The 26,472-nt window shown below is 62.0% G+C and carries 25 protein-coding genes; 19 read left to right on the forward strand and 6 right to left on the reverse strand.

Annotated elements, in window-relative coordinates:
* The first annotated feature begins 37 nt into the window (after positions 1-37).
* From fliR to ACYQ00_RS13655, 15 genes are all read left to right on the forward strand, one after another.
* Complete coding sequence (gene fliR, locus ACYQ00_RS13585) at positions 38-817, forward strand: flagellar biosynthetic protein FliR (RefSeq protein WP_460032682.1); 780 nt, start codon at positions 38-40, stop codon at positions 815-817.
* Positions 818-836: 19 nt separating this feature from the next.
* Positions 837-1,379: an EscU/YscU/HrcU family type III secretion system export apparatus switch protein gene (locus ACYQ00_RS13590; protein WP_460032683.1), complete on the forward strand. Its 543-nt coding sequence runs from the start codon at positions 837-839 to the stop codon at positions 1,377-1,379.
* Positions 1,327-1,968 (forward strand): EscU/YscU/HrcU family type III secretion system export apparatus switch protein, encoded by a 642-nt coding sequence (locus tag ACYQ00_RS13595; RefSeq protein WP_460032684.1) that lies wholly within the window; start codon positions 1,327-1,329, stop codon positions 1,966-1,968. Before ACYQ00_RS13590 ends, ACYQ00_RS13595 begins: the two co-directional genes overlap by 53 nt.
* 20 nt (positions 1,969-1,988) lie before the next feature.
* Entirely contained in the window at positions 1,989-4,109 is a 2,121-nt protein-coding gene (gene flhA, locus ACYQ00_RS13600) for a flagellar biosynthesis protein FlhA (protein ID WP_460032685.1), read from the forward strand.
* A gap of 1 nt (position 4,110) precedes the next feature.
* Positions 4,111-5,256, forward strand: a complete 1,146-nt coding sequence (locus ACYQ00_RS13605; RefSeq protein ID WP_460032686.1) for a flagellar biosynthesis protein FlhF — start codon at positions 4,111-4,113, stop codon at positions 5,254-5,256.
* A gap of 37 nt (positions 5,257-5,293) precedes the next feature.
* Complete coding sequence (locus ACYQ00_RS13610) at positions 5,294-6,109, forward strand: MinD/ParA family protein (protein ID WP_460033171.1); 816 nt, start codon at positions 5,294-5,296, stop codon at positions 6,107-6,109.
* A complete protein-coding gene (locus ACYQ00_RS13615; RefSeq protein ID WP_460032687.1) occupies positions 6,063-6,860 on the forward strand; it encodes a FliA/WhiG family RNA polymerase sigma factor in 798 nt (265 codons plus the stop codon). The genes ACYQ00_RS13610 and ACYQ00_RS13615 overlap by 47 nt, the downstream gene beginning before the upstream one ends.
* Before the next feature lie 15 nt (positions 6,861-6,875).
* Positions 6,876-7,610: a flagellar basal body-associated FliL family protein gene (locus tag ACYQ00_RS13620; protein ID WP_460032688.1), complete on the forward strand. Its 735-nt coding sequence runs from the start codon at positions 6,876-6,878 to the stop codon at positions 7,608-7,610.
* Between the two features lie 77 nt (positions 7,611-7,687).
* Complete coding sequence (locus ACYQ00_RS13625) at positions 7,688-8,008, forward strand: hypothetical protein (RefSeq protein ID WP_460032689.1); 321 nt, start codon at positions 7,688-7,690, stop codon at positions 8,006-8,008.
* A 24-nt stretch (positions 8,009-8,032) separates the two neighbouring features.
* On the forward strand, positions 8,033-8,461 hold the full coding sequence (locus ACYQ00_RS13630) for a hypothetical protein (protein ID WP_460032690.1): 429 nt from the start codon (positions 8,033-8,035) through the stop codon (positions 8,459-8,461).
* Between the two features lie 3 nt (positions 8,462-8,464).
* The gene (locus ACYQ00_RS13635) at positions 8,465-8,857 is read left to right on the forward strand and encodes a hypothetical protein (RefSeq protein WP_460032691.1); all 393 of its coding nucleotides are present in this window, start codon (positions 8,465-8,467) and stop codon (positions 8,855-8,857) included.
* Between the two features lie 326 nt (positions 8,858-9,183).
* Complete coding sequence (locus tag ACYQ00_RS13640; RefSeq protein WP_460032692.1) at positions 9,184-10,284, forward strand: tRNA dihydrouridine synthase; 1,101 nt, start codon at positions 9,184-9,186, stop codon at positions 10,282-10,284.
* 7 nt (positions 10,285-10,291) lie between these two features.
* Positions 10,292-11,161, forward strand: a complete 870-nt coding sequence (ispH, locus tag ACYQ00_RS13645) for a 4-hydroxy-3-methylbut-2-enyl diphosphate reductase (RefSeq protein WP_460032693.1) — start codon at positions 10,292-10,294, stop codon at positions 11,159-11,161.
* 19 nt (positions 11,162-11,180) lie between these two features.
* The gene (locus ACYQ00_RS13650; protein ID WP_460032694.1) at positions 11,181-12,137 is read left to right on the forward strand and encodes a chemotaxis protein; all 957 of its coding nucleotides are present in this window, start codon (positions 11,181-11,183) and stop codon (positions 12,135-12,137) included.
* Positions 12,138-12,246: 109 nt separating this feature from the next.
* Positions 12,247-13,485, forward strand: coding sequence for a hypothetical protein (locus ACYQ00_RS13655; protein ID WP_460032695.1), 1,239 nt, complete (start codon positions 12,247-12,249; stop codon positions 13,483-13,485).
* Positions 13,486-13,549: 64 nt separating this feature from the next.
* On the opposite strand, the gene ACYQ00_RS13660 is transcribed toward ACYQ00_RS13655, so the two are convergent.
* The 5 genes from ACYQ00_RS13660 to ACYQ00_RS13680 form a co-directional block, all read right to left on the reverse strand.
* Positions 13,550-14,491, reverse strand: coding sequence for an ADP-ribosylglycohydrolase family protein (locus ACYQ00_RS13660; protein ID WP_460032696.1), 942 nt, complete (start codon positions 14,489-14,491; stop codon positions 13,550-13,552).
* A 391-nt stretch (positions 14,492-14,882) separates the two neighbouring features.
* Positions 14,883-15,269 carry a hypothetical protein gene (locus tag ACYQ00_RS13665; RefSeq protein WP_460032697.1) on the reverse strand — a complete coding sequence of 129 codons (387 nt, stop codon included), beginning with the start codon at positions 15,267-15,269 and terminating at the stop codon, positions 14,883-14,885.
* Between the two features lie 169 nt (positions 15,270-15,438).
* Complete coding sequence (locus tag ACYQ00_RS13670; RefSeq protein WP_460032698.1) at positions 15,439-16,878, reverse strand: sigma-54-dependent transcriptional regulator; 1,440 nt, start codon at positions 16,876-16,878, stop codon at positions 15,439-15,441.
* A 7-nt stretch (positions 16,879-16,885) separates the two neighbouring features.
* Positions 16,886-18,844: a PAS domain-containing sensor histidine kinase gene (locus tag ACYQ00_RS13675; RefSeq protein WP_460032699.1), complete on the reverse strand. Its 1,959-nt coding sequence runs from the start codon at positions 18,842-18,844 to the stop codon at positions 16,886-16,888.
* 7 nt (positions 18,845-18,851) lie between these two features.
* On the reverse strand, positions 18,852-20,444 hold the full coding sequence (locus ACYQ00_RS13680; RefSeq protein WP_460032700.1) for a hybrid sensor histidine kinase/response regulator: 1,593 nt from the start codon (positions 20,442-20,444) through the stop codon (positions 18,852-18,854).
* 168 nt (positions 20,445-20,612) lie between these two features.
* Between ACYQ00_RS13680 and ACYQ00_RS13685 the strand changes: the two genes are divergently transcribed.
* Together ACYQ00_RS13685 and ACYQ00_RS13690 are read left to right on the forward strand one after the other, a co-directional pair.
* Positions 20,613-21,836 carry an HD-GYP domain-containing protein gene (locus tag ACYQ00_RS13685; protein WP_460033172.1) on the forward strand — a complete coding sequence of 408 codons (1,224 nt, stop codon included), beginning with the start codon at positions 20,613-20,615 and terminating at the stop codon, positions 21,834-21,836.
* Positions 21,837-22,318: 482 nt separating this feature from the next.
* Positions 22,319-24,118 (forward strand): cache domain-containing protein, encoded by a 1,800-nt coding sequence (locus tag ACYQ00_RS13690; RefSeq protein WP_460032701.1) that lies wholly within the window; start codon positions 22,319-22,321, stop codon positions 24,116-24,118.
* A 70-nt stretch (positions 24,119-24,188) separates the two neighbouring features.
* Here ACYQ00_RS13690 and ACYQ00_RS13695 read toward each other — a convergent pair whose 3' ends face one another.
* Positions 24,189-24,695 carry a pyridoxamine 5'-phosphate oxidase family protein gene (locus ACYQ00_RS13695; RefSeq protein WP_460032702.1) on the reverse strand — a complete coding sequence of 169 codons (507 nt, stop codon included), beginning with the start codon at positions 24,693-24,695 and terminating at the stop codon, positions 24,189-24,191.
* Positions 24,696-24,808: 113 nt separating this feature from the next.
* On the opposite strand from ACYQ00_RS13695, the gene ACYQ00_RS13700 reads away from it, so the two are divergent.
* Together ACYQ00_RS13700 and ACYQ00_RS13705 are read left to right on the forward strand one after the other, a co-directional pair.
* Positions 24,809-25,624, forward strand: coding sequence for a TIGR04283 family arsenosugar biosynthesis glycosyltransferase (locus ACYQ00_RS13700; protein WP_460032703.1), 816 nt, complete (start codon positions 24,809-24,811; stop codon positions 25,622-25,624).
* Complete coding sequence (locus ACYQ00_RS13705) at positions 25,621-26,427, forward strand: TIGR04282 family arsenosugar biosynthesis glycosyltransferase (RefSeq protein ID WP_460032704.1); 807 nt, start codon at positions 25,621-25,623, stop codon at positions 26,425-26,427. Before ACYQ00_RS13700 ends, ACYQ00_RS13705 begins: the two co-directional genes overlap by 4 nt.
* Positions 26,428-26,472: the final 45 nt, after the last annotated feature.

Below are 26,472 nucleotides of genomic sequence, written 5' to 3' on the forward strand. Positions count from 1 at the left end.
GTCTTGCCGCTGGATCGTTTTTTGCTGGAGTCGGCCCATGGAATTCATGGGTTTGACGCCGGAAAACGTCCTCTCGTTCATGCTCACGCTGTTTCGACTCAGCGTGGTGCTGTTTCTGCTCCCCTTTTTCGGGGGGGACAAGATCCCCAACCCCATCAAGGCGGCGCTGGTCATCGTCCTGACCATGGCCATCTGGCCGTACCTGAAGTTCCCGGCTTCGGCCTTTCCCGGCCATCCCATCTCCATTCTGCTCATGATGCTTGGGGAAATGGTTCTGGGGCTGACCATGGGACTGGTGGTGAACTTCATCTTTGCCGCCATCCAGACAGGCGGGCAGCTCATCGGCTTTCAGATGGGCCTGACCATGTCCAATGTGATCGACCCCATGAGCGGACAGTCGGAAGGCGTGACCGCGCACGTGTTGTGGATGGTCACCATGCTGATTTTCCTGTCATTCAACGGGCACCTGTACCTGCTCAAGGCCGTGGCCCTCACCTTCGATATCATCCCTCCGGGGGGGCTGGTCCTGCGGCCGGCGCTGGTGGAGCAGGTGTTGCAGGCCTCGGGGCAAATGTTCTCCCTGGGCATCCGCATTGCCGCGCCGGTGCTGGTGGCGCTGTTCCTGGTGGACCTGGGCCTGGCCCTGGTGGCCCGGGCCGCTCCCCAGATGAACGTGTTGTTTGTGGGCTTTCCCCTGAAGCTGGGGGTCGGGTTTTTCTTTATGGGGATGTTGTTCACCATCATGTCTGATTACATGCAGGACTTCATCGGGCAGATGAGCCGCATGTATGAAGGCATGCTCCAATTGATGCAATAGCTCCGCTGGTGAGGCCGCCATGCCGCAACAAGATCCATCAAGAACAGAACAAGCGACGCCAAAACGGGTAAACAAAGCCCGCGAAAAGGGCAGTGTTGCCAAGTCGCAGGAAATCAGCAAGCTGACCACCATTCTTGCCGGGTATATTGCATTGCGGGTGTATGCCTCATACATCTGGGACGAGCTGCAGGTGGTGTTCCAGTGGTTCTTCAGCGGGTTCGCCACGTTTGAGCTTTCCGCGCAGAACGTGCATTCGATGGTGATTAAAGTGGGCTGGGAACTGGCCATCATGATTCTGCCGGTGATCATCTTCATCGGCTTGGTTGCCTGGATCACCATGCGGGTGCAGGTGGGCCCGCTCTGGGCGCCCAAAGTGTTTGAGATGAAGTTTGACCGCATGCTGAATGTGGTGGCCGGGCTCAAGCGGATTTTTGTGGATACCCAGACGCTTATCCGCCTGGGCAAAAGCCTGCTGCAGTCTGTGGTCATCGGCTTTTCCATCTATTTGGGTGCTGGAGGATTCCATGCACCACCTGCTGCCCCTGTATTACCAGGGGCCTGAGTATCTGGCCGGATTCATGCTGGAAACAGGGGCTCAGGTGCTCTTGAACGCCCTGTTGCCCATGGCCGCCATCGCCGCGTTCGACCTCTGGTATACCCGCTACGAGTATGCGGAAAACCTGAAGATGACCAAGGACGAGGTCAAGGACGAGCGCAAGCAGGCCGAGGGTGATCCCATCATCAAAAGCAAGCAGCGCAGAAACATGATGGAGTTCATGCAGCGCCGCATGTTCCAGCAGGTGCCCAAGGCCGACGTGATCATCACCAACCCCACCCACTATGCCGTGGCCCTGAAGTACGACGCGCTGGTGGCGCCCGCGCCCATTGTGCTGGCCAAGGGCGTGAACCGCATTGCCCAGCGGATCAAGGAAATCGGCCGCGAGCACGGCATTCCCATCCGCGAAAACAAGCCCTTGGCACAAGCCTTGTATAAGTCCGTGGAAATTGGAGATGCCATTCCGGAGGAAATGTACCAGGCTGTGGCCGCCATTCTGGCCCAGGTGTACAAAACCAAGGCCCATCGCGGCCCCAGGGTGGAGCAGGTGCTCCACCGGAGCCGGCAGGAACCTGACAATGAACAGAGCCACTGATGCAGTGAGGTGTCAAAACCATGGCTAGCACGCTTTCCCAGTTCAAAGGACCACAGATAGATTACCAGCGCTTTGCGCGGCAGGGGGACATCCTCCTTGCCGGCGGCGTGGTGGTCATTCTGTTCGTCATGCTGGTGCCCATGCCCACCATCGTGCTGGACATGATGCTCTGTCTGTCCATCTCGCTGTCCATGGTGGTGCTCATTACCTCCATGTTCATGACCAGCCCCATGGAATTCTCGGTGTTCCCCTCCCTGCTGCTGGTGCTGACCCTGCTTCGCCTGGCGCTCAACGTCGCCTCCACCCGGCTTATCCTGCTGTACGGGCACGAGGGCGTGGACGCGGCCGGACAGGTCATCAAGAGTTTTGGCGAGTTCGTGGTGGGCGGCAGCTTCGTCATCGGCATCGTCATTTTCTTCATCCTGTTCACGCTGAACAAGACAGTCATCGTGGCCGGCACCACGCGTATTGGCGAGGTGGCTGCCCGGTTTACCCTGGACGCCATGCCCGGCAAGCAGATGGCCATTGAAGCCGACCTGAACGCCGGCCTCATCACCGAGGAAGACGCCCGCGAAATGCGCGAGAACATCCGCAAGGAGGCTGACTTCTACGGCGCCATGGACGGTGCGGGCAAGTTCGTCCAGGGGGACGTGAAAGCCGGCATGATCATCACCCTGATCAACATTGTCGGCGGCATTGCCATTGGCATCCTGCAACGGGACATGAGCTGGCGCGAAGCCGCCGAAACCTACACCCTGCTGACCATCGGCGACGGCCTGGTGGCCACCATCCCCTCCCTCATCGTCTCCACGGCGGCGGGCATTATCGTCTCCCGTTCGGCATCCAAGGCCAAAATGGGTGAGGAATTCATCGGCCAGCTGGCGTACAACGCCCGCTCCCTCAAGCTGGTTTCGGTGGTGCTTTTTGTCTTCTCGCTGGTGCCGGGCATGCCCACCATCCCCTTCATGGTCTTCTCGGTCATGATGTTCCTGGGCGCCCGCATGGTCGAAGGGGGCAAGGGCAAGGGCGAGGCCGTCAGCGGCAAGGACGCCAAGGACGCCGCCAAGAAAGCCGGCAAGTCCGGCCCCTCCCTGGACACGCCGGAAGAGGTGCAGGCCCTCCTGCCCCTGGACATCCTGGAGCTGGAAGTCGGCTACGGGCTCATCCCCCTGGTGGACGAAGAGCAAAGCGGCAACCTGCTCACCCGCATCCGCTCCATCCGTCGGCAGTTCGCCCTGGATATGGGGGTGGTCATCCCCTCCCTGCACCTGCGGGACAACCTCCAGCTCAAGCCCGGCCAGTACTCCGTGCTCATCAAGGGCAACGAGGTCGCCTCTGCGGAAATCCTCATCGACCACCTGCTGGCCATGGACCCGGGCGATGTCAAACACCGCGTGCCTGGCGTGGAGACCCGCGAACCGGCCTTCAACCTCCCGGCCCTCTGGATTCCGGATCGCCAGAAGGAGGAAGCCATGCTGGCCGGCTATACCGTGGTGGACCCCTCCACCGTCATTGCCACCCATTTGACGGAAGTGTTCAAGCGTCAGCTGCACGAGTTCCTGGGTCGTCAGGAAGTGCAGGGACTTCTGGACAACCTGGCCAAGTCCTACCCCAAGGCTGTGGAGGATCTGGTGCCCGGCGTGCTGAACCTGGGCACGGTGCAGAAGGTGCTGCAGAATCTGGTGCGCGAGGGGGTCTCCATCCGCGATCTGCTCTCCATCGTGGAAGCCCTGGCCGACTACGGGCACGCCACCAAGGATCCCGATCAGCTCACGGAATACGTCCGCGAGCGCATGTCCCGGACCATCGTCAAGCCGCATTTGAGCGCGTCGGGCGTTTTGTCCATCATCACGCTGGACAATGGGGTGGAAAAAATGCTCCAGGAAAGCCTGCGCCGAACCGACAACGGCGCCTTCCTGGCCATGGAGCCCGGCACGGCGCACAAGCTCATCAGCAAGCTGAACCATGCCGTGGATGCCGCGGCCACGGCCGAGGGCCAGCCGGTGCTGCTGACCACGCCGGTGGTCCGGCCGCATCTGGCCCAGTTACTGCAAAGGTTTTTGCCAACGTTGCCGGTCATCTCCCAGGCGGAGATTCCCTCGGACATCAAACTGAACGCAGTGTCTTCGGTGGGGTTGTAACATGCGAGTGAAAACCTTTCGGGGCGACTCCTCGGCCAGTGTGCTCAAACGCATCAAGGCTGAGCTGGGAGCGGATGCCGTCATCCTCTCCACCCGCAGCTTCAAGGAAGATGGCGCCTCTGTGTGCGAAATCACGGCGGCGCTGGAACCCAAGTCGAATGCTGCGCCCGTCAAGAAACCGACAGCAACCGTCAGCTGCGGCCAGCGCGCTGACGCGGTTCCCGCGGCTGAAGCGGTGACCAGCGTGGTGGAGGAAGTGGTGGCCGTGACGCCCGTGGTGGGCAGCTGGCAGCAGGAATGGCTGAAGATTCGCGAACATCTGCTCACGGCCCTCAAACCGCAGCTGCCACTGCAAGCCCTGGCCCCGCGGCAGCGGCTGGCCCTGGAGTACCTGGAGCGCGAGGGCGTGGACGACGCCGCCCTGGCCGATCTGGTGACCGCGCTCCACACCCGGCCCAACTGTTCCGTGCTCACGCCCCTGGGGCAGATGGTGCCGGTGGCCCCCCTGGAGTTCGGCCCCGGGCAGCGGCGGGTGCTCGCCGTGGCCGGCCCGCACGGGGTGGGCAAAACCACGGCCGTGATCCGTCTGGCCCTGCAGGCCCGGCAGGCGAACCCCGCAGGCCGCATCTGCGTGGTCAATGCCGATGTGCAGCGCTCCCAGGGCCGCATGCTCCTGCGCCAGTGCGCCGATCTGGCGGATCTGGTGTACCTGGAGCTGGCTCCTGGCCAGGAAGCCGCCCAGCTGCTCCGGGACTGCGCGGGCATGGATCTGGTCCTGGTGGATCTCCCGGCCCTGGGCCGCGGGCAGACCATGGACCACCTGCTCCTGCGGATGGGGCTGCTGGCCTTTGAGGAACTCGGCACCTTGCAAATTTTACTGGCACTCTCGCCACATTACGCGCCATCGCAGCTCCGTCAGTTCGGCAGGCAATATATGACGGAGAACATGGGCGGTCTGCTCTGGACGAAGCTGGACGAAGCCTATACCTTCGGGAATCTGGTCAACACAGCGCATGCTCTGGGCCTGCCGACGGTGGCGTTCTCCGCCGGAGCAGGACTGCAGGACGACCTGACACCGGCCAGCCACCGCGTGATGTGGGAACTGCTCTTCAAGCACCGTCTCCCCGGCGTGGGCCGGCGTTCATAAGGACAACAGCATGTCGCCTTTGGAGGAACCTTTCATTATGGACGAGCGGCTCCCCCTGGTCTTTTCCGTCACCTCCGGCAAGGGGGGTGTGGGCAAGACGAACATTTCCGCCAATCTGGCCTGCGCCCTGGCCCGTCAGGGCAAGCGCGTCATCCTCCTGGACGCCGACCTTGGTCTGGCCAATGTGGATATCGTGCTAGGCGTATCCCCGCAAAAAAACCTCTTTCACCTGTTCCATGAAGGCGCGTCCCTGGAAGACATCCTCTTCCCCACGCCCTATGGCTTCTCCATCCTGCCTGCCTCCTCCGGCGTGGCGGACATGATTTCCCTGACCACAGGGCAGAAGCTGGAACTGCTGGAAGCCATGGATGCCCTGGAAGAGTCCATCGATTACCTGATTGTGGACACCGGTGCCGGCATCAACGATAATGTGCTCTACTTCAACCTGGCCGTGCAGGAGCGCCTGGTGGTGATGACCCCGGAGCCCACCTCCCTGACGGACGCCTATTCCCTGATCAAGGTGCTCATGATGCAGCACGACGTGGACCGGTTCCGCGTCCTGGTGAACATGGCCCCCTCGGAAAAGGCAGCCAAGGAAGTGTACGCCCGGCTGGCCAAGGCCTGTGATCATTTCCTTTCCGGGGTTTCCCTTGACCTTGTGGGGAGTATCCCTCATGACCCATTGGTGAAAAAGGCGGTCATGCGGCAGGAGCCCGTGAGTGTGGCCTACCCTGACTCTCCTGCCTCGCAGGGGCTGGAGCAACTGGCCAAGCATATCGCAACCTGGAACCCGGCGGCGAACCTGGATGGAAACATCAAGTTCTTCTGGAAAAAGCTCCTTTTCCACGCCTGAGGCCTGGGAGCAGCTCGAGTCTGGCGAGCTTGCCTGGCAGGATATGGACGCGCCCGCAAAACAGCGGGTGGTTCGCCACTATGCGTCCAAAATCAAGTACCTGGCGCTCCGGCTCAAAGCCAAGCTGCCCAGGCACGTGGAGCTGGGAGACATCATCAGCTCCGGCACCCTCGGCCTCATGGAGGCCCTGGGCAAGTTCAACCCTGAACTCGGCATCAAGTTCGATACCTATGCCGAAAACCGCATCAAGGGAGCCATGCTTGATGAGCTCAGGCGCATGGACTGGTTTTCCAGAGGGCTGCGCCAGCGGGTCAAGCTGTTGGAAGATCATTGCAAACGCTATGAAACCACCCACGGCCGCAAACCCACCGAGGCGGAGCTGGCCACGGACACGGGCCTGACCGAAAAGGACGTCCGCAATGGCCTGGAGGCCCTGCAGAACCAGTTCTGCATGGATCTCGACGCCATTCAGGATACGTTCTCCTCGGAAAACAAGGCCCATACGGAAAACGAGCCCTACCACTCCACCGCCTTGCAGGAGGTGATCGACAAGGTGGCCGGGCTCATTGAGGAACTGACGCCGAGGGAACGGATGGTCATGTCGCTGTACTATGGTGATGAGCTGACCATGCGCGAGGTGGCTGAAGTTATGGACGTGACCGAAGGCCGCGTCTCGCAACTGCACACCCAGGCCATGAACAGGCTGCGGTCCTTGTTCCGCGCACGCTACGGCCAGGATTTCACGATGTAACCCGAGCAAAGCGCCATGGCCGACGAGATACAAAAAGAAAAAGCCCTGCTCGATACCGAGGAACTCGCCACGGGCGAGGAGGCTGCCGGCTCCGACGCCGACAAGGTGGAGCTGGACCTGGACGATGCCCCCTTCCTCGACGAGGAGGAAGAGGCCGCTCCGGAAGCCGAAGCCGCACCCGCGGCCCCTGCCGCCCTGGACATGACCGCGCCCAAGGAGCCTTCGGGCGTGGCCAAGTTCCTGGCAACGCTCAAGGCCTTCCTGAAAACCAAAAAGGGAAAACTCTCCCTTGGCGGTGCCGGGCTGCTGCTGGCCGGGCTCATCGTGCTTTTGCTGCTGCCGGGTTCGCCCCCTCCGCCACCCCCTCCGCCGCCCCCTCCTGCACCGGTGGTGGCGCAGGAAACCGAGCCGGAAGTGATCATGGAGCCGGAAAGCACCGCCGGGTACGATTTCATCGTGTCCCTGGACCCGTTCCTGGTGGAATACGCCATGCCGAATGGGGCGTATCGCTTCCTCACGGTGCGCTTTTCCCTGGCCACGGACAGCGAACGGATGTCCTTTGAGGTTCGGAACAAAATTGTTGTGCTCAGGGATGCAATTTTTTACTATCTCCGCAATAAGGATATGGTGTTTCTGTCCGATACGAAGAATGTGGACCAGCTCAAGAAGGATCTGCTCTCTGTCGTCAACCAATACCTGGCCAGCGACCAGCTTGAGGTGATTCTTATCGAGGAATATCTCATCAAATAACGCGCGCCTGCCATGCTGCCCACGCTGTCCATCAGGTCCGTCCCGTACGGGCCAGCGCGCCTCGCCGGGAGCCGCCTATGCCAGTGCAGATGAATGTCCTCGTGGCCCCCATTCCCATGGCCGGGGAGCTTGCCGGCGCTGAGCAGTCGTTGCCTCAGGCCCAGGCCCAGGCGGCGCGTGAAGCCGCGTTTGATGAACTGGTGCACGACCGCCAGAAAACCCCCGCCGTGGACCCGCAGGAAGGGATGGAATCCCTTTCCAAGGACGGCGCAGGGCAGGGCCAGGATCTGCCGGAGCCCCGGCGCAAGCGCCGCAAGGCCAAGGAAAGTGCGCCCGCAGCCACCCATGCCCACTCAGAGGGGCCATGGCAAGGCTCCATTGTCAACGTCAACGTCTGATAGCAGTCACGGATTACGCCTGTCATGCCTCAATGGATTATTCTCGTTCTTACGGCCGCAGAAGTGCTGCTGCTTGTGCTGGTGGCGTTTTTCTTCATGCGGTTGAAGCGCTCCGAGCAGATTGTGCTGGAGCTGCAGGAAAACCAGGAGCGCCTGTTGCAGAGGCTCCAGTTCAACGCGCAGTTGGAACATGAACTCGTTTCCAGCTTCACCCAGCGCCAACAGGAGCTGGTGATGCTTTCCGAGAACATGGAGCGCCGCACGGAAGAGCTCAAACTCCTGCTGGAAAAGGCAGAGCGTATCACCCGCTCCTCGCAAACCTTGCGCCAGATGGTCATCCAGGGGCACCGCCACGGGCAGAGTCCCAAGGCGCTGGCCCATGCCACGGGCCTTTCCCTGGACGAGGTGGCCCTCATCCTCAAACAGGCCCAGGCCAGCCCCGGCCTCGGGTAAGTCATGCGCGCCGGCCTGCATCCCTTTGGCCCGAACTCCTTCGGACACGAAGACCCCTGGCGGTCTTCGCAGCAGGGTCAGCAGGAGCGGCGCGAGGCTTTCAGGCGGTCCCACCGGCCAGGCGACCGGGTCCGGGCGCGATTCCTGGAATGGGAACTCGCCCCCGCCGATGCGGAATCCCCCGGCCTGGCCTGGGTGCTGGTGGACGGCCACCCCTTGCGCGCCCCGCTCAAGGGCGCCTTTGAACAGGGCGACCGCTTTTTGCTCCAGGTGGACGCCCTGACGCCGGACATTCTCCTTTCCCCGGTCGAAAGCGCCCCGGACGTTGCTGCCGAGGGGCATTCGGGAGAAGCCGACGACCCCGCCCTGCGCCCGCGCCTGCACATCACCGTCTAGTGTTGCGTCCGCTAAGATGATCCATACAGAATAGACGCAACACTGGGCCGCTGAGCAACGGCTCTGGAGCAGCATGCTCCGCGAGTCAGCCGAAATTCCCGCATTTCGGCTGACGATCTTCCACGAAATCTGATGACCTTCTTATCACCTTATTTCTGTGGATATCACACCAGATGGAGGCCTTGCCTTCCCACCAGGAGAATGCCACTGTGTCGCCGGCTGCCCGCCGGTGGTGTCTGCGGTAACAGATGTTCCGGGAGGCCGCCGTCATTGTAGCGTGTATGGATGCGGATTCCCTCCAACCCCATGTTTCTGTTTATTCATTCATGAGTACTTCCCTCACTCCGCCCATGGGGGCCGGGGCGCCCTGGCTGGCGCCGCTGGCCGGGTATACCGATCTCGCCTTTCGTCTGCTGTGCAAGGAATACGGCGCCGCGGTCTGCTGTACTGAAATGGTCAGCGCCAAGGGGCTGGTCTTTGGCTCGCCTGGCACCCACAGCTACCTGGCCACGCTGGAGGCCGACGCACCGGTGGTGCTGCAGCTTTTTGGTCCGGAATCCAAATACATGCTTCCGGCCCTGGACATGTGCCTGGCCCGGGGCTTTCACTGGTTCGACATCAACGCCGGCTGCCCGGTGCCCAAGGTGGTCAAAACCGGCTGCGGCGCGGCCCTGGTGCGCACCGGGGACAGCCGTGACCGGCTGGTGCGCATGGTGCGGGACATGGCCGCCGTGCTCGGCCCCGGCCGGCTGGGGGTGAAGTACCGCCTGGGCTGGACCACTGGGGACGACATTGCCGTGGAGCTGGCCCTCAGACTGGAGGAGGCTGGCGCAGGCTGGCTGACCCTGCACCCCCGCCATGCCACCCAGGGCTACGGCGGGCAGGCCCGGTGGGAGGCCATCCGCAGGGTGGTGCAGGCAGTGTCCATCCCGGTCATGGCCAGCGGCGATTTGTTCCAGCCGGAAGACGGCCAGCGCTGCATGACCCAGACTGGCGCAGCGGGCGTGATGTTTGCCCGCGGTGCGCTGAAGAATCCCGGTATTTTCGAAGCGTTTCGAAGACTTTCCGGCCAGGGGGGCAATCCCGGCGGCGAGCTGCCGCACGATTCCCCCGCGGCTCTGGCCGGATGCATCCGCCGCCATGCGGCCCTGGCCCAGACACACAATGGCAGCCCGAGCCAGTTTTTTCGCATGCGTGGCTTTATTCCGCGGTATGTAAAGCGCCTTCCTGAAAGCGGGACATTGCGAAGACGCCTGACATTGTGTAGGAATTGGGAAGAGCTGGAAACCATCGCCGCGTTCATCGCCACGCTGCCGGCCATGGAGCCGGGCGAGGGGCCTTATGATGGTCCGGGCGATGGACCTTATGATGGGCCGGGGGCGGGCGACGAGGCCCGGCTGGATGTTGAATATTGTGAAAAGGAATGAGCGGAGCATGGACGTGAAGCGCGCCCGCACGGCGGGGTTCTGCATGGGGGTGAGTCTGGCCCTGCACAAGCTGGACAGGCTGTTGCAGGCCAATGCCGGCCAGGCCATAGGCACCGGCCAGACGATCCAGACCCTGGGGCCCATCATCCACAATCCGCAGGTACTGGAGCATTACGCCTCCCTGGGCGTGACCCGCCAGGATGATCCCGAAGCCGTGCCCACCTCTGCCCAGGTGGTCATCCGGGCGCACGGCGTGCCCCAGGCTGTGGAGAACCGGTTGCACGAACGCGGGGTGGAGATCCTCGACGCCACCTGCCCCAAGGTCAAGCGGGCCCAGCTGCTCATCCAGAAGCAGGCCTCCCAGGGGCGCAAACTGTTGCTGTTTGGCGAGCCGGACCATCCCGAGGTGGTGGGGCTGGTGAGCTATGCCGGGCCGGGGTGTCTCGTGTTTCAGGATCTGGAAACCCTGAAAACGCTCCCTGTGGAGCCGGGCCAGGCCTATGTGCTGGCTTCCCAGACCACCCAGGACCGCCGGCGGTTTGAGGAGGTCCGGACCTGGCTGCAGCAGCGGCTGGGGGAAGACCTGCCCGTGCTGGAAACCATCTGCGATGCCACCCGCGAACGCCAGGACGAAGCCAAGGCCCTGGCCGAGGCCGTGGAGGTGATGGTGGTGGTGGGCGGCTTTGATTCTGGCAACACGCGCCGTCTGGTGGATGTGGCCCGGGCTGCCGGTGCGCCGTGTCACCATGTGGAAACCGCCGATGCCCTGGAACCCGCAGCCTTTGCCGGGTGCCGGCTGGCCGGTCTCACGGCCGGCGCATCGACCCCCAAACACATCATTGATGCAGTGGAAGCGCGCCTGCGCGCGTTTGAGTGACCCACAAAGGAGCTCCCCCATGTCCCAGACCAATATCTTGCTTGAAGCCGGTACCAATGAACTGGAAGTGGTGGAGTTTTATCTGGAGGAAGCCGGCACCGGCGGCGAAGGGCAGGGCAGCTACCGGGGGTACTATGGCGTGAACGTGGCCAAAGTACTGGAAATCATTCGCATGCCCAACGTGACGGAGCTGCCGGAGGCCTCCAACTCGGCCATCCTCGGAGCCTTCAACCAACGCAACAACATCATTCCCCTGGTGGATTTGTCCATCTGGCTGGGCAAGGAGCGCGCCGAAAACGAGGCGCCCAAGGTCATTGTCACGGAGTTCAACAATTCCGTCACGGCCTTCATGGTCTCCGGGGTGACGCGCATCCACCGCATCAGCTGGGAATCCGTGGAGCCGCCCAGCCAGTACATGGCCGCCATGAGCGACAACTCCATCACCGGCGTGGTCCGGCTGGAAGACCGCATCGTCTTTTTGCTGGATCTGGAAAAAATCGTCACCGACCTGAACCCTGCTCTGGGGCTCAAGCTCGATGAAGCCATCGACTGGACCACCGACACCCGCTACCGGGCCATCGTGGCGGACGACTCCGGGGTGATCCGCGAGATGATGCGCGATTTGCTGGAAAAAGCCGGCTTTGACGTGACCGCCTTCACCAACGGGCGCGATGCCTGGGAAACACTGCAGCGGATCGCCCAGCTGTGCACCGAACAGAACCGGCCCGTACGCGATTTTGTGCATGTGCTGGTTTCGGATATCGAAATGCCCCAGATGGATGGCCACCATCTGACCAAGCGCATCAAGGAAGATTCCATGCTGCGCGAGCTGCCGGTCATGCTCTTTTCCTCCCTCATTACCGACAAGCTCCGCCACAAGGGCGAAACCGTGGGGGCGGACGATCAGATCTCCAAACCGCAGATCACGGAACTGGCCCAGCGCGCCAGGGCCCTGATCAAGTCCCGCTGGGGATAGCGTCGCAACGGACGAAATCGCGCCGCGAAATTGTCACCATATAGGGATACATCCCTAGTCGCATCACGGATATCCCTGATGCTGGCTGACTGTTTCGAGGGGCGTGGTCATGCGACAGCGTGCGTGGAGGCAGGACGAGTGGTCCGGGCCGGAACTGCAATCGTTACACCGCGAGGAATTGCTTTCCCGCATTCTGCAGCGGAAACGCTCCTTTGCCGAAACCGCGGCCAGGCGGTACCAGGTGTCCCTTGGCCGGTTGCTCATCGACTCGGGTACGCCGCTGGACACGCGGCGGGCCGAGCCGATCCGTCAGGCGGCGGATGCCTTTCGCCATGCCGTGGCCCGGCGTACTGACAGCCATTATATCGGCCGGCTGCTGGGCGTGATGAAGGCCGTCATCGCCGAAGCCTCGCGCGATCCGGAACTGGGCTTTCTGCCCGGTCCGCAGGCCGAGGCCGTGGCCTCGTTGTTTCTGGACGACCTGACGGCCGCGTTCTCCGAACATCTTCAGCAATCGTTGCGGGCGTTGCGCATCGGGTCTGGCCCTGGTGGGTGCCCCGGCGCAGCAGACGCGCTGGAGCCGGGCGGGTTGGCCCGTCTGGTGATGCGCTTTCGTGGCGACATGACGCCGCGCGTCCGGCGGCTGAATATGGAGATGGTGGAGTTGTACTGCCTGATGCAGCGCGCTCTCAGAAAAGAGCTGTGCCGGCGCGATGGGCAGGACCAGGATGCGGCACTGGCTGCGGATGCGGAATGCCTGGCGGATGAGAGCGAGGCGGTGCCCCAGCTCATTGATGCGTTTGGCCGTGGATTGCTGCACCCTGTGGACAAGTACTACGGCATAGAGGATTGCGCCATTACCCGAGTCGACAGGTTTGCCCGTCAGCTCTGCGGACCCGTGTTGCAATCCTTGCGGGACTACGCCATCGGCGCGGACAAATACGACGCCACCAACAGAAAATTCCTGCAAAGTATCTACAAATACTGCACTGCGGAATCAGGATTCCACAAGGCCTGCCTGTCCGAGTACTTTGAGGAACAGCATGTGCTTGTGTATCTGGTGGCGTATTTGCTGCATTTGCTGCAGCTGTTTCAGGCCGAAAGCCGGCTGGAGGCGTTCACCAACGCAGTGGACGCCCAGCTTCGGGAGCGTCATCCGGAAGAAGATGTTTCTTTTGGCGCGGCGCAACGCAACATGCTCCTGATTGCCTGGGCCCGTTTTTGCCTGGACAATTTCGGAGCCGTCCGGGCGCGGACCAGGGCCGCTGAGGTGCTTCGCGCCTATCTTCCTGAAGCAATCTTGCCGGCCGAGGCGGCTTGTCCGGCGTCGGAAGTTGAATCCTCCTGAGGATGCTGGGCTGACGGGCCTGGGGCCGGTCATAGATTGCGGGTCACTGCACGAGGCGCATGTGTCAGCAATGGTCCAGGCAGGCAAGGATGCTCGTCCGGACCAGCAGCCCTTCCAGCCAGGCGTCAGGCAGGGCCTGCATGCCGCCGGCGGCTCCCAGCAGCATGCCCGCCGCCATGCCGCGCGCCGCGCTGTCACCGCCAGCCAACACGTTGCGGGTCAGGCCCAGGGCCGCATCCCCGGCATAGGTTGCCGCCAGGTGGATGACCGCCGGAAACGCCCCGCTCACAGTGCAGCTCTGGCCGAACTCTCCAATGACCGCCACTGTGTCGTTCCCCGCCGAGGCCAGGCCGGCCCGCAGCCAGTCCTGGACATGCGAAGTGGCGTAGTCGGCCGCGCCGGCGGCCTGCAAGGCCTCCAGCATGGGGACGCCGTGGAGGAGGTGGAAGGCGGCCCTGGCCAGAAAGGCGGCCGCGTCCAGTACCTGGGAATTGTTGTGCGTCATCCGGGTTTGCAACCGTGCGGCCTCCAGCAGGGCGGGGAGGTTGGTCCCGTGGGCGGCCAGCAGGGGAAAGAGACGCGCCGCGCCGGCCAGATCCGCGGATGGTGAGCCGCCATCCTCCACACCGGCTCCGGCGGCAATGCGCTCCAGGGTGCCGCGGGTGGCATTGTCCACGTAGCCTGCGTAGTGGGCAAACAGGTCCTGCCAGGCCTGGAAAAAACGCGGCAGGGCAAACGCGCAGCGCGGCGCCCCGGACGCATCCGCAACCAGACTTTCCAGCAGGACCAGCGCCTGATCGCCGTAATGCGTGAACGCGCCAGCGGGCTTGCCGGCATGATAGCTGCCGGCGGCAGGCGGCAGCAGTGTGTCCAGCCGGCCATCCACCAGATGCGGAGCGGCCAGCCCGGCCACATCCGCCGTATTGTAGTTCCAATGCAGTCCCAACGCCACGGCATCACCCAAAAAACCGCCCAGCACGGCGGCGCGGCATCCATCAGCGAGCATTGCTTCCTCCAATGGCAAACGCCCTGCCAGGGCCAGCCAGGGCAGTTCAGATAGAGCGGGTACCAGCATACCTGCTTCTGCAGAGGAGGCCAAGAGGCGTTACAAAAAGTGAAGGCCCTGCCTGCACAGTGGGGGGGGTGTCCGTGCAGGCAGGGCACTTGGCTGGGGACCGGGGGGGTGGTCCCACTATGGGCAGGAAGTGTCGCGACACAGGCCAGAACATACGGCGCTGGTGCAATATCACTCCCGTTTGCGTCGGACCGACCGCCGAAGGAGGGGGGGGATCCTGAATAGCGGTCGGCAGTTCAGTCACTCAGGGGGGGAGGAGTGACTGAAAACGGGTTCAGCCAGGAGGCCGAAACAAATTCAGAGAGCGTACCGGCGCGCTGGGTCAGGAATCGTGACGCGGCGCCGTATTGTCAACGTGTGTCATGCATCCCGGTGCATGGTGCGGCTCCGGGAAGCGTTGCAGGGGCGGGGATTCAGTGGAACTCCCCAGAATCTCCCGCGCTGCCAGCAAGGCCTCTTCTGGCGTATCGACATACTGCACGTTTACACTTGGCTGCAGGGAACGGATGACCTGCAACACATTGCCTTCCCGGAGTGTGCCCACCTCACGGCCTGCCAGCACGGCCACATACTGCACATTGCTGAAGGCGAAGGTATACGCTGCTGCTACCGGCGAAGTATGACATTCACATTGCAGCCCTGTTTGCTGCAGCAGGGAGCGGAGCCGTTCGAGCGTTTGCCGGCAACTGTGAATGACCATCACGTGCATAGCGTGTCTGCCTTGCTTGCTATGCAGAATGCACAGCTCGTGCCAAAGAAGCGTTTTTTTTGAGAAATACTATAATATACTGAAATTAATGTTAGTATTTATTGAGTGCGGGCGAGGTGGCTGCCTGGAAGGTGTGCGAATGCGCACGACGACTGTGCGCTGTGCGCATTCACACGCCTGGCTTCTGCAGACGGCGGTGCAACGCAAAGCGAGAGATGCCCAGATATGCTGCGGCGCGGCTTTTGTTGCCATCAAACTTGGCCAGGGCCTGTTCAATGATGGCGGTGATCAGCCTCTCAAGATCCAGCCCCCCTTCAGGGAGGTCTGTGGGGGGAACGGCCAGGGCCGGGGAGCACTGGGCCGACGCTTCGGCAGTCAGGAAGGCCAGGTGCTCCGGCAACAGGACCTCGCCTTCGCAGGTGAGCACGGCGCGTTCGATGGCGTGTTCCAGCTCGCGCACATTGCCCAGCCAGGGGCAGCTCCGCAGCAGGGTGACGGTATCGGGATGCAGCTCCTTAAACCGCTTGCGTTTTTTGGCAGATTCCCGCTGCAGGAAATGCAGGGCCAGGGCCAGGAGGTCTTCTGGGCGCTCCCGCAAGGGAGGGATGCGCAGGTAGCCGACCTTGAGCCGGTGATACAGGTCGCGCCGGAAGCGGCCCTCCTGGACCAAGCGCTCCAGGTCGCGGTTGGCGGCACAGATGACGCGGGCCCGGAACTGGCGGCGTTTGACCCCGCCGACACGATAGAACTGGCGTTCTTCCAGCACCCGCAGCAGCTTGGGCTGCAGCTGCAAGGGCAGCTCGGCAATTTCATCCAGAAACAGCGTGCCGCGCGCGGCAAGTTCCAGCTTGCCCTGGGTGCCGCGGGGCGCGCTGCCCGTGAACGCGCCGGGCTCGTGCCCAAACAGTTCGGACTCAAAAAGTTCCGCAGGAATGGCGGCGCAGTTGATGGCAATAAACGGTTCCTCGGAACCTGTTTCCCCAAAATGAATGGCCCGCGCCAGGACTTCCTTGCCCGAGCCGGTTTCGCCCTCCAGCAGCACGGCCACGTCCGGGTTGGCATGGAATATCCGGCTTTCCTCAAACAATCTGCGCATGGCCGCAGAGGCTGCCACCACGCCTCCCAGCCCGGCGTGTTCGCGCAGGAGCTGGCGGGCCTGCTCCAAATCCTGCTGCAGCTGGCTGGTTGCGGCGGCCACATGCTGCTCGACAGGAGCTTTGAGGATCAGGTTTTCGTGCAGCAACGCCTGATGTTCGGCGGCGCGGTCGATCACGGCGGCCAGTTCGCGGGCGTTGATGGGCTTGTTCAGATAGTCGTAGGCCCCTTTGCGCAGGGCCTCGACGGCGGTTTCCATGTCCCCGTGGCCGGTAATGAGGACCACATCGCTGCGGCGGGTCTGCGGTTCGGCCTTGAGGGCCGCCAGCAGCTCCAGGCCGTCCATGCCCGGCATGCGGATGTCCGTGACCACCAGGGGAAAGGGATCGGCCTGGGCGAGCCGCAGGGCTTCTTCCCCGCTGGCCACGGCCACAGGGGCGTGCCCCAGATCGCTGATGACCACTTCCATACTTTTGAGGCTGTTGGGATTGTCGTCCACCACCAGAACACGCATGGCTGCCTCACTGCCCGTCGCCGGCCGGCTGCAGGGCCAGGGTGAACCGGGCCCCCTGCTCGGGCAGTGCCTCGGCGGTGATCTCCGCCCCCCAGGACCGGGCCAGGCTGTGCACGATGGACAGGCCAAGCCCCATGCACACGCCAGATTCCTTGGTCGTGAAGAAGGGGTCGAACAGCCGGTCGCGGCAGCTGCCAAGGCCGGGACCGTTGTCGGTGACACTGATGAGGACGTTGCCATCCAGCATGGCGGTGCGCACCTGGATGGTTTTGGGATGATTGGGATCTGCGGGAAGGGTGTCCTGGGCCTGCATGGCGTTGACCACCAGATTGATGATGGCCTGCTCCAGTTGCACCGGGCTGCACAGCGTCAGCGGCAGATCCGGCGCAAGATCCAGCTGCAGCTCGATGCCGTGGGCGGTCAGCTGTGCCCTGAGCAACTGCAGCGCACTGCGCACGGATGCGGCCACATCCACAGGCTGGGTGGCGGCGGGGGTATCCATGCGGGAGAGCGCCCGCATGTGGGTGATGATTTCCCGGACCTTGTTCGCCTCCCGGAGCATCAGGCCCACGCGTTCGCGGATGGTGGCCACGGGCAGGGCGGGGTTTTTTTCCAGCAGCATCTCCAGCCCGCTGCCATAGAGCTGCAGGGCGTTGAGGGGCTGATTGATCTCGTGGGCAATGCCTGCGGCCAGGGTGCCCATGGCCTCCAGTTTTTGCGCACGCTGCAGGCGGACCTCCACGGCGTTTTTTTCCGTCACATCCTCCACCAGCAGGATCACCTCCCGCCTGTTTCCGCCTGCCAGTTGCAGGGGGCAGAAGGAAAAGCGCCTGACGCGAACCCCCGTGGCCTCGGGGAACTCCAGCTGCAACTCATTGGGAGCGCAGGCGTTGTCGGCCGGAAAACAGCTGCAATCCTCCGGGCTGCAAGGGGGCGTCCCTTCCGGCAGGAGCACCCGGCAGGAGGGGTGATCGTCGAAATCCACATGCGGGTACCATGCACGCAACCGTGGATTGGCCAACACGATCCGGCGGCGTTCATTGATGACCGCCAGACCAAGGGGGAGATTATCGGTGATGGATCTGGCGCGTTGCTCGTGCTGGGCGGCAATTTCCCTGACATGGCGAGCCCTGGTGACGTCCACATGGGTGCCGAAGAGGGTCAGGGGCGTGCCGGCCTCATCCCGAACGGCTGCGCCGCGGGTGAGGAACCAGAGCACTGAGCCGTCCTTGTGCCGCATGCGATGCTCGTCGGCAAAGGTGTCTTTTGCGCCCAGGAGACAGTCCTGCACGAGCTGTAGCAGCCTGTCTTTGTCTTCCGGATGCACCCTGGCCAGCCAGGCCTCGGGTGTTGAGGGGAGTTCGTCTTCGGAAAAACCGAGGATTTGCTTGAGAATGGGATCGACATGCAGGGAGTTGCTGATCACGTCCCATTCCCACACGCCGAGCCGGCCCGAAACCACAGCCAGCTGATACCGCCGGTTTTTCGCCTGCAAGGAGTCAAGGGCCTGCAGGTGGGCGGTTTCATCCTGGGCCACCAGCATCACCATACGGTGTTGTGGCAATGGTGCGGAAGATTGCAACTGCGCCAGGGGCATGGCCAGGACATGCAGCCGGATCAGGGAACCGTCCGGACGGTGCAGGGTCAGTTCCTGGGGGCCACAGCGTACCCCCCGGGCCAGGGCAACCACGCCGGGAGCGTCCTGCGGCAACAAGGGCGAGCCGTCCTGCAAATCCAGCCGCCAGGGCGTGGGCAGGGGCTGGCCGGTGCACAAGGTTCTGGCGGCCGGGCCAAGCAGGGCCTCGGCCGTGGGGTTCACTTCCAGCAGGCGCCCGAGCTCATCAGCGATGATCACGGCCACCGGCAGCAGGCCTGCGATGTGACGATAGACGGAAAGCGCGGTCTCTTCAGCAGAGCGCACCGTGCCGGCGTCATTGGAGGATGGGGGCAGGGATGTGGGCGCCACGCTTCCCTCACCCGCGGGACAGCTTGGCCGCAGTCTGGATCAGGACACGGTGGAATTCTGCGGCGTTGACGGGTTTGGCAATGTACCCATCCATGCCGGCGGCCAGAAATCGCTCCTTGTCGCCCTTGAGGGCGTGGGCCGTCACAGCCACCACAGGCATGGTTGCGGTGGTGCCGAGGGCCTCGCCACTCCGGATACGCCGCAACAACTCCAGGCCGTCCATTTCCGGCATCTGAATATTGGTAAGGACAATGTCGAACTGTCGTGTGCGCAGGGCATCCAGGGCCTGCACCCCATTGGACACGCAGGCGGCCTGATGGCCAAGTTTGTCCAGCAGTCGCAGCACCAGCCGTTGACTGACGATGTTGTCGTCCGCCACCAGGATTTGCAGCGGCCGGGCATCCTGCGCGGGCAGGGGGTCAGGGGCGGTATGGCGCAGCGAGAGCACAGAGGGAGGCTGGAAGGTGGCGGTAAAATAGAACGTGGAACCCATGCCGGCCCGGCTCCGCAGCCAGATGGCGCCACCCATCATCTCGGCCAGTTCCTTGGCAATGGCCAGGCCAAGGCCGGTGCCACCGTACTGGCGGGCAGTGGGCGCCTGGAGATAACTTTCAAATATTTCGCGATGTTTTTCCTGAGGGATGCCCAGGCCGGAATCGCGCACGGAAAAGAGCAGTTTGACCGGGCTGGGCTGCAGGGCCAGGGTGCGGGCTTCAGGCTCTTCCCGTCCAACAGGCACGGTGACCATGTTCACCTCAACCTCCACCCCGCCGGTATCTGTAAACTTGACGGCATTGGAGACGAGGTTGCCGATGATCTGCCCCAGCCGGCCGGGGTCGCCATTGAGGCGGGGGGGCACTTCGGGGCTCAAATGCAGGGAGCAGAAGATGCCCTTGCGCTCGCAGGCGTGGCGATGCGGCTTGAGGGCTTTTTCCAGCACGGCCTTGAGGTCAAAGTCCACCCTGGCCAGCTCCATCTTGCGGGCCTCGATTTTGGAAAAATCAAGGATATCGTTGATGATGCGCAGCAGGGTTTCGGCAGAGTCGCGCACGGTTTCCAGAAAATCGCGCTGTTCATCGGTCAGGTCCGTATCCAGGGCCAGCTCGGTCATGCCGATGATGCCGTTCATGGGGGAACGGATTTCATGGCTCATGTTGGCCAGAAAGGCGCTTTTGTGCTGGCTGGCGCGTTCCGCGGTCTGCTTGGCGGAGCGCAGTTCGCGTTCCGAGCGGATTTTGTAGAGGGCGATTTCGATGTTTGAATGGAGTTCGCGCTCTTCAAAGGGTTTGATGAGGTAGCCGAACGGCTCGGAGAGCTTGGCGCGCTCCAGGGTTTTTTCATCGGAGTAGGCGGTCAGGAAAATGATGGGGGTGCCCTGGCGGGTGTGGATAAGCTCTGCCGCACGCACGCCGTCCATCTCCCCCTTGAGCTTGATATCCATGAGAATCAGATCGGGCGATAGCTCCTGCGCCGCGGCCACGGCTTCCTCGCCCGTGGAGCAGATGGCAGGAACCTTGTAGCCGAGCCGTTCCAACGTATTCTTGATGTCCAGGGCGACGATGCGTTCATCGTCCACGATCATGATTTCCACATCAGCCATGCAGGGTCCCCTCTGTTGCGTTACTTGCCTGAAACAGGACGCTGCATCAAGAGGAGAAACGAAAGGCATGGGCCGCGCGGGGGGGGCTCCCGAAAACACCATTGTCTTGCCAGGGATTTTTGCTAGGATAATTGACACGTCACAGAGAGGGGGAACGCGGTGCTGAAAATGTGTGTCTGGGAGCTGAAGGCTGGGATGTTCGTGGCCGACACGGGGCTTTCCTGGCTGGAGCACCCCCATTTGTACGATAAGGAAGGCCTCATCGTCAGTGCCGAGCAAGTGGATGCCCTGGTGAAGGAAGGGTATGTCGATGTTTTCGTAGATCCTGCTCGCAGTACGTATGTTTTTGAAATAGATGATTTGTCTGATGAAAAAAGCATGGCGGACGACGTGCGGACCCTTCCGGAAAGCAAGGATGAGGGCGCCGCAGAAGTGCAGGCCCGGCACGAAGCCATGCAGGCCGAGATGGCCACTGCCAAAAAACTGTACGTGGATGCCATCAAAAACGTACGCAGCTACCTGGACGCGGCCCGTGAGGGCACCCTGCCGGAATTGGGCGCTTCCGAGGCGCTGGTGGAGCAGGTCATCGAATCCCTGCTGCGCAGCGATGACGCCCTTGTTTCCCTCACCAAGCTGAAATCATTTGATGAGTATACCTACACGCACAGCCTCAATGTTTCTGTCTTAAGCGTCTCTTTCGGCAAGGCCTTGCGCCTGCCCAAGCACCAGCTGCAGCTGCTCGGTCTGGCCGGTCTGTTTCACGATCTGGGCAAGCAGCGCATTCCCCCGGAAGTGCTCAATAAGCCAGGAAAGCTCACCAGCGAGGAGTTCGAGGTCATCAAGTCTCACCCCGAGCGAGGCCATGCCCTGTGCCTGGCGGCTGGACTCAAGGAGCCTGCCGTGCTGCGCGGCATCCTGGAGCATCACGAAAAATACAATGGTTCCGGATACCCTGCCAGACTCCAGGGCAGCGGTGTGCACCTGTTCGGCCGCATCATCACCGTGGCAGATGTGTATGACGCCTTGACCAGTCGCCGGGTATACAAAAACGGCATGCTGCCCAACAAGGCCCTCTCCATCATGTACAACATGCGGGGAGAGGATTTTTTCCCTGGCATGGTGGAACGGTTCATCAAGTCCGTGGGAATTTACCCGGTGGGCAGTCTGGTCCGGCTTTCGGATTTTTCCCATGGCGTAGTGGTGTCCGCCAATCCGTTTTCCCCCTTGCTGCCCATGGTTCGCGTGGCTTTCGATGAACGCATGCGGCCCCGGAGCCAGGAACTGGTGAACCTTGCGGAGGAAAAATCCAGCAAAGGCATCAGCGCCCGCAAAATCGAAGACTGCCTCGATCCCCGCCATTACAATCTGGACATTTCCGCTCTCGTGGCCTGACCCCGCCGGGCCTCAACATGCGGCCCACTTGTGCGTATTCGGTACAGCGCGGCTTATTTCATACTAAAATAATAGGAAATGAGTCAGTGCGCCCAGTTGTCAGGTGCGTTTGTGGAAAGCGTGTGACAGCCGTGCCAGCCGTCTTGAGTATCTTGCAAAAATGTCATAATCGGAGGAAGGTGAGAATTGTGACTGAGGGGAAAGCACTGACTATTCATGGATAACAAGGTTGAGGGGAAACCATGGCTGAGCAAGATCTTAGCCTGCTGCACTGCATGCCGGAAGTGATGGAGCACGATATTGAGCTGAAGGCATTGAACAAGCGGTGGGTTCGCACCACCTTGGCCGGAAAGATCAATTCGTGTCGTGTTGCAGCGACACTGGTTGATTTTATGGAAGGAACACAAAACAAATTCCTCTTGTTGCAGGACAAGCTGATTACAACATTACATTGCGAAAATTGTAAGAAAATAGTGCTTGAGATGGCGGGCCTTTCGCAAGTCGTCATCGATATTCTCAAGCGGAATCTGTTTGAGCGGACAGCGGATGTAGGCTTCCTGGCCACAGATGACGATATCCGGTTGTTTTTACTGCAGGAAAACGACGAAGCCTCGGTTCGGCACATGGAGGCCCGGCTGGCCGCATATCGCGATAATTACACAGTGTATGATGAAATCATCATTGTGGATATCCACGGCCGCGTTCGGGCGCATCTGGATGCCACTTCAACCATCACCCGCTCCGCTGACTCGCTGCTGCAGCAGGCCCTTCGCCAGGATGGCTATCACGAAACCTATCGCGCCTCGGATTTGCGCCCCGGCCGCGGAGAGGTATTGATATACGCGCACCGAATTATGGATCCCGAACGCAACATTCCCCTGGGAGTGTTGTGCCTGTGTTTCGACTTGCCTGGGGAGATGCAAGGCATCTATAAAAATCTGCTCACGGATGATACCACGGTATTGTGCATCCTGGATGAGCAGGGAGTGGTGCTTTCGTCCAGCCACCCCGCCGTGGCGCCAAAGGGGAGCCGGGTACCGCTGGCCCTTGACGCAGAGTGCAGGCTCATGAGCCACGGCGGAGTGCAATATCTCGTCAAAACCACTCGAACCAACGGCTATCAAGGGTTTTATGGATTGCCATGGCTTGGCCAGGCCATGATTCCAGCAGGGCAAGCCTTCTCCATGCGCAATGGCAAGGATGCCCTGCACACCGAAAACGCATTGCTGCGCGAGACAGGCCTGTATTCAGGCGAGTTGCGGGAAATTGACGACGAAGCAGACGAGATTCTCAGCGACTTGGAACTGGTGGTCCTGAATGGAGAGGTCATGGCCGCCAAGCAGGGCCAGAGCGACGACGGGCAGATTCAGCAGGAAGCCAAGGCCCTGCCCCCGGTGCTTGGGGCCATCCAGCAGGTGGGGGAGAGCATTCGCGGCGTGTTCAGCCAATCCATTTCCAGCCTGCTGCAAACTGTCATCACTGCCCGGTTGGAAGATGCCCAGTTTCAGGCAGCCCTGGCCATAGACATCATGGACCGCAATCTTTACGAGCGCGCCAACGACTGCCGGTGGTGGGCCCTGACCTCGACTTTTCGTGACGTGCTTGCCCAGAAACGCATTGATGATGCTGCCCGCGCAAAACTCAACAGCGTACTGGCATACATCAATAGCCTGTACACAGTGTACACCACACTGTTTCTCTTTGATGCTGACGGCAGGGTTGCTGCCGCCTCAACCCCGGAAGGGCAGCGGCTTGTGGGCAAGACCCTGACCGGGCAGCACGTGCGGCACTGCCTGCAACTGCGAGACCCGCGCCGGCACTGTGTCTCTGAGTTCACCCCATCGGCCGAATATCCAGGCCCGGACGGTCAGCCTCGACATACCTATATTTACAATGCCGCCGTCTTTCACCCCGAGCAGGCAGGGACGGTGGTGGGTGGCGTGGCCATTGTCTTCGACAGTGAACCCCAGTTCAGAGCCATGCTGGAGGATTGTCTGCCCAGGGACAGCCTCGGACATCCGTTGCCTGGCAGCACGGCCATGTTCTTGGACCGCTCCCGCCGTATCCTCAGCGCCTCTGACGATGGTTGGCGGGTGGGGACCATGCTGCCCCTGGACGAACAATACATGCAGCTGGAAAATGGAGAGCGACGTTCGGAATGTATCACCCTCAATGGCCGTCGTTTCATCATGGGGTGTGCCATGTCCGGGGGCTACCGGGAATACAAGCGCGATGCTTGTTATACCAATGATGTGCTTGGGGTGGTGCTTCTGGAGATCTGATGGTTTGTGGGAGTGCTTCCCCGCTGAGGAATGGCTCCCGCCTCAGTGTTCTCGTCTGACGCGCCTGACCTCAGGCCCAACCGTCCTGCTTGCCGGTCAGCACCTCGGGGGTAATGCGGATCAGGGCTGTTTTTTCCAGAACGGTCTCGGGAAAGGTGAATTTTCGGGTGGAATACCGCGCCATGAGCGCTTCCAGGCCACGCCGGATCATGGGCAAATCCGTATGGATGACGGCCGTGCCAAAGCCGATGACGCTGCGAAACCGCATGGAATACTGACAGGCGTTCTCCGGGTGTGCCGGTTCAGTCAGGGTGGCGTCCGTGGTCACGGTGATGCACACGCGCGGATTGCGCTGCAATATCTCAAACTTGCGTCCCTTGCGTGCGGAATGGATGCAGATGGCCCCATCCAGGAGCGCAAAGTTGACGGGGGTGACGTAGGGCCAGCCATCCTCGCACATGCCTAACTGCAGCACCTGCGCCTGCTGCAGCAGGGCCTGGATGGCCTCGGGCTCGTTCATCTGTTTTTCCTTGCGGCGCATGATGGTCAGGGAATTGTGCGGCCAAACGTCTTGCATGGGGCGGTCTCCGGAGGGGCAGCGTTTCAGAGTCATGGTGCAGTGGCAATGAGGCGCCTCTTTTCATCAGCCGTAAAATGAGTCACAACGGGGACCATGCAGGACGTCACGCCATGAGCGCCCCGGGCGACGAGCACGCAGGCTCCGGCATCCCGACCGGAACATCCCGGCCATTGCTGTCGGTCATCATTCCCGCACTGCATGAAGCAGCCAGGATTAACGACTGCTTGCAGCATGTCAAGCGACTGGCGCGTCCGGAGGTTTCGGGCCGTCCATTGTCTCTGGAGCTGCTGGTGGTGGACGCCGATGACGCCGGCGATACCCTGGCCGCCATTGAGCCAAGTCTCCCCACCGAAGAGGCGGGCCGTTCCGCGCCAGTGACGGCATTGGCCTCGCCACGCGGCCGCGCCCTGCAAATGAACGCCGGCGCCGCCCGGGCTCGCGGTCAGGCGCTGTTGTTTTTGCATGCGGACACGCGTTTGCCGCAACAGGGGCTCGGGCTTGTCTGGCACGCGTTGTTCCCCGAAGATGGGTCCACGCCCGCCGCCGCAGGCGCTTTTTCCCTGGGGTATGCCGGGGGGAGTGGCGCGTTGCAGTGCATGGCACGCCTTGCCTGCTGGCGCAATCGGCTCCTTGGCACGCCCTATGGCGATCAGGCCCATTTTTTCCGGGCCGTTGCGTTTCATGACCTGGGTGGCTATCCGGTCATCCCTATTATGGAGGATGTGGCCATCATGCAGGCGGTGCGAAAGCTGGGCCTGCGGCTGGTCATTCTGCCCGAGCGGGTCGCCACCTCGGCCCGCCGCTACCGTGCCGGAGGCCTGCTCCGCACAGGATTGCGCAACAATTGTCTGCGGTTGCTGTATGCCTGCGGTGTTTCACCCCAGGCCTTGAACCACTGGTACCGAGCACATCGAGACACACCATGAATCATCAGGAAAATACCTTGCTGTTGTTTGTACGGCTGCCGCTCCCTGGCCACGTGAAAACGCGCCTCGCCACAGGGCTTGCGGCCCATATGGCGGCAAACGAGGCGGCGGCGCTGGCCTGCGCGTTGTACACGGCGTTTGTGGAAGATTTGGTGGAAGCCATGGCCGCCGTGCCGGCCCATTTGCAGCTGTGGGTGGACCCGTTGACCCTGGCCGAAGGCGAGGCCCTGCAACAGGCCCGGGCCTGGCTGGGAGCAGACCGCGACATCCGGCTGCAACCCCCCGGGAGTCTGGGAGAACGCATGGCCCATGCCTTCGAAACCGCCTTTGCCGAAGGGGCGGCGCGGGCCGTGCTGTTGGGCAGCGATGTGCCGGACTATCCGGCCAAGGTCATCGGCGGGGCCTTCGAGGTGCTGCACCGGGTGGACGCCATTGTCGGCCCTGCGCTGGATGGCGGGTATTACGCCATCGGGTTCACCCGGCAGGCTTACACTCCCGTTGTGTTCACGGGCAAGGCCTGGGGAGAGAATTCCGTAGGCAAGGCCACCTTGGCCGACCTTGCCGCCGCCGCACGCGAAACCCTGCTGCTGCCGGAGTGGAACGATGTGGATGAGCTGAAGGATCTAAATGTGCTGTATCGGACCAACAAGCAGAGTTCATTCAATAAATCAAGAACCTATGCCCTGTTGAAGCCGCACTCCGCCTTGCTGAAAACCCTGAATATGGATTTGCCTGCCCCGGAAGAAGTCATTGGTCCGGATCATGTCCTGGCCCGGTTGCAGACCCTTGCGGATCGGGAGTAAGGGGATTAACTTGGTGTCATCAGTTGACCTTTGGCGCGACAGCAG

It is taken from the genome of Megalodesulfovibrio paquesii, from assembly GCF_054653055.1.

Coding starts and splice junctions, on each gene's coding strand:
- fliR (WP_460032682.1), top strand. CDS start 38: ATGGAATTCATGGGTTTGACGCCGGAAAACGTCCTCTCGTTCATGCTC.
- ACYQ00_RS13590 (WP_460032683.1), top strand. CDS start 837: ATGCCGCAACAAGATCCATCAAGAACAGAACAAGCGACGCCAAAACGG.
- flhA (WP_460032685.1), top strand. CDS start 1,989: ATGGCTAGCACGCTTTCCCAGTTCAAAGGACCACAGATAGATTACCAG.
- ACYQ00_RS13605 (WP_460032686.1), top strand. CDS start 4,111: ATGCGAGTGAAAACCTTTCGGGGCGACTCCTCGGCCAGTGTGCTCAAA.
- ACYQ00_RS13610 (WP_460033171.1), top strand. CDS start 5,294: ATGGACGAGCGGCTCCCCCTGGTCTTTTCCGTCACCTCCGGCAAGGGG.
- ACYQ00_RS13615 (WP_460032687.1), top strand. CDS start 6,063: ATGGAAACATCAAGTTCTTCTGGAAAAAGCTCCTTTTCCACGCCTGAG.
- ACYQ00_RS13620 (WP_460032688.1), top strand. CDS start 6,876: ATGGCCGACGAGATACAAAAAGAAAAAGCCCTGCTCGATACCGAGGAA.
- ACYQ00_RS13625 (WP_460032689.1), top strand. CDS start 7,688: ATGCCAGTGCAGATGAATGTCCTCGTGGCCCCCATTCCCATGGCCGGG.
- ACYQ00_RS13630 (WP_460032690.1), top strand. CDS start 8,033: ATGCCTCAATGGATTATTCTCGTTCTTACGGCCGCAGAAGTGCTGCTG.
- ACYQ00_RS13635 (WP_460032691.1), top strand. CDS start 8,465: ATGCGCGCCGGCCTGCATCCCTTTGGCCCGAACTCCTTCGGACACGAA.
- ACYQ00_RS13640 (WP_460032692.1), top strand. CDS start 9,184: ATGAGTACTTCCCTCACTCCGCCCATGGGGGCCGGGGCGCCCTGGCTG.
- ispH (WP_460032693.1), top strand. CDS start 10,292: ATGGACGTGAAGCGCGCCCGCACGGCGGGGTTCTGCATGGGGGTGAGT.
- ACYQ00_RS13650 (WP_460032694.1), top strand. CDS start 11,181: ATGTCCCAGACCAATATCTTGCTTGAAGCCGGTACCAATGAACTGGAA.
- ACYQ00_RS13655 (WP_460032695.1), top strand. CDS start 12,247: ATGCGACAGCGTGCGTGGAGGCAGGACGAGTGGTCCGGGCCGGAACTG.
- ACYQ00_RS13660 (WP_460032696.1), bottom strand. CDS start 14,491: ATGCTCGCTGATGGATGCCGCGCCGCCGTGCTGGGCGGTTTTTTGGGT.
- ACYQ00_RS13665 (WP_460032697.1), bottom strand. CDS start 15,269: ATGCACGTGATGGTCATTCACAGTTGCCGGCAAACGCTCGAACGGCTC.
- ACYQ00_RS13670 (WP_460032698.1), bottom strand. CDS start 16,878: ATGCGTGTTCTGGTGGTGGACGACAATCCCAACAGCCTCAAAAGTATG.
- ACYQ00_RS13680 (WP_460032700.1), bottom strand. CDS start 20,444: ATGGCTGATGTGGAAATCATGATCGTGGACGATGAACGCATCGTCGCC.
- ACYQ00_RS13685 (WP_460033172.1), top strand. CDS start 20,613: ATGTGTGTCTGGGAGCTGAAGGCTGGGATGTTCGTGGCCGACACGGGG.
- ACYQ00_RS13690 (WP_460032701.1), top strand. CDS start 22,319: ATGGCGGGCCTTTCGCAAGTCGTCATCGATATTCTCAAGCGGAATCTG.
- ACYQ00_RS13695 (WP_460032702.1), bottom strand. CDS start 24,695: ATGCAAGACGTTTGGCCGCACAATTCCCTGACCATCATGCGCCGCAAG.
- ACYQ00_RS13700 (WP_460032703.1), top strand. CDS start 24,809: ATGAGCGCCCCGGGCGACGAGCACGCAGGCTCCGGCATCCCGACCGGA.
- ACYQ00_RS13705 (WP_460032704.1), top strand. CDS start 25,621: ATGAATCATCAGGAAAATACCTTGCTGTTGTTTGTACGGCTGCCGCTC.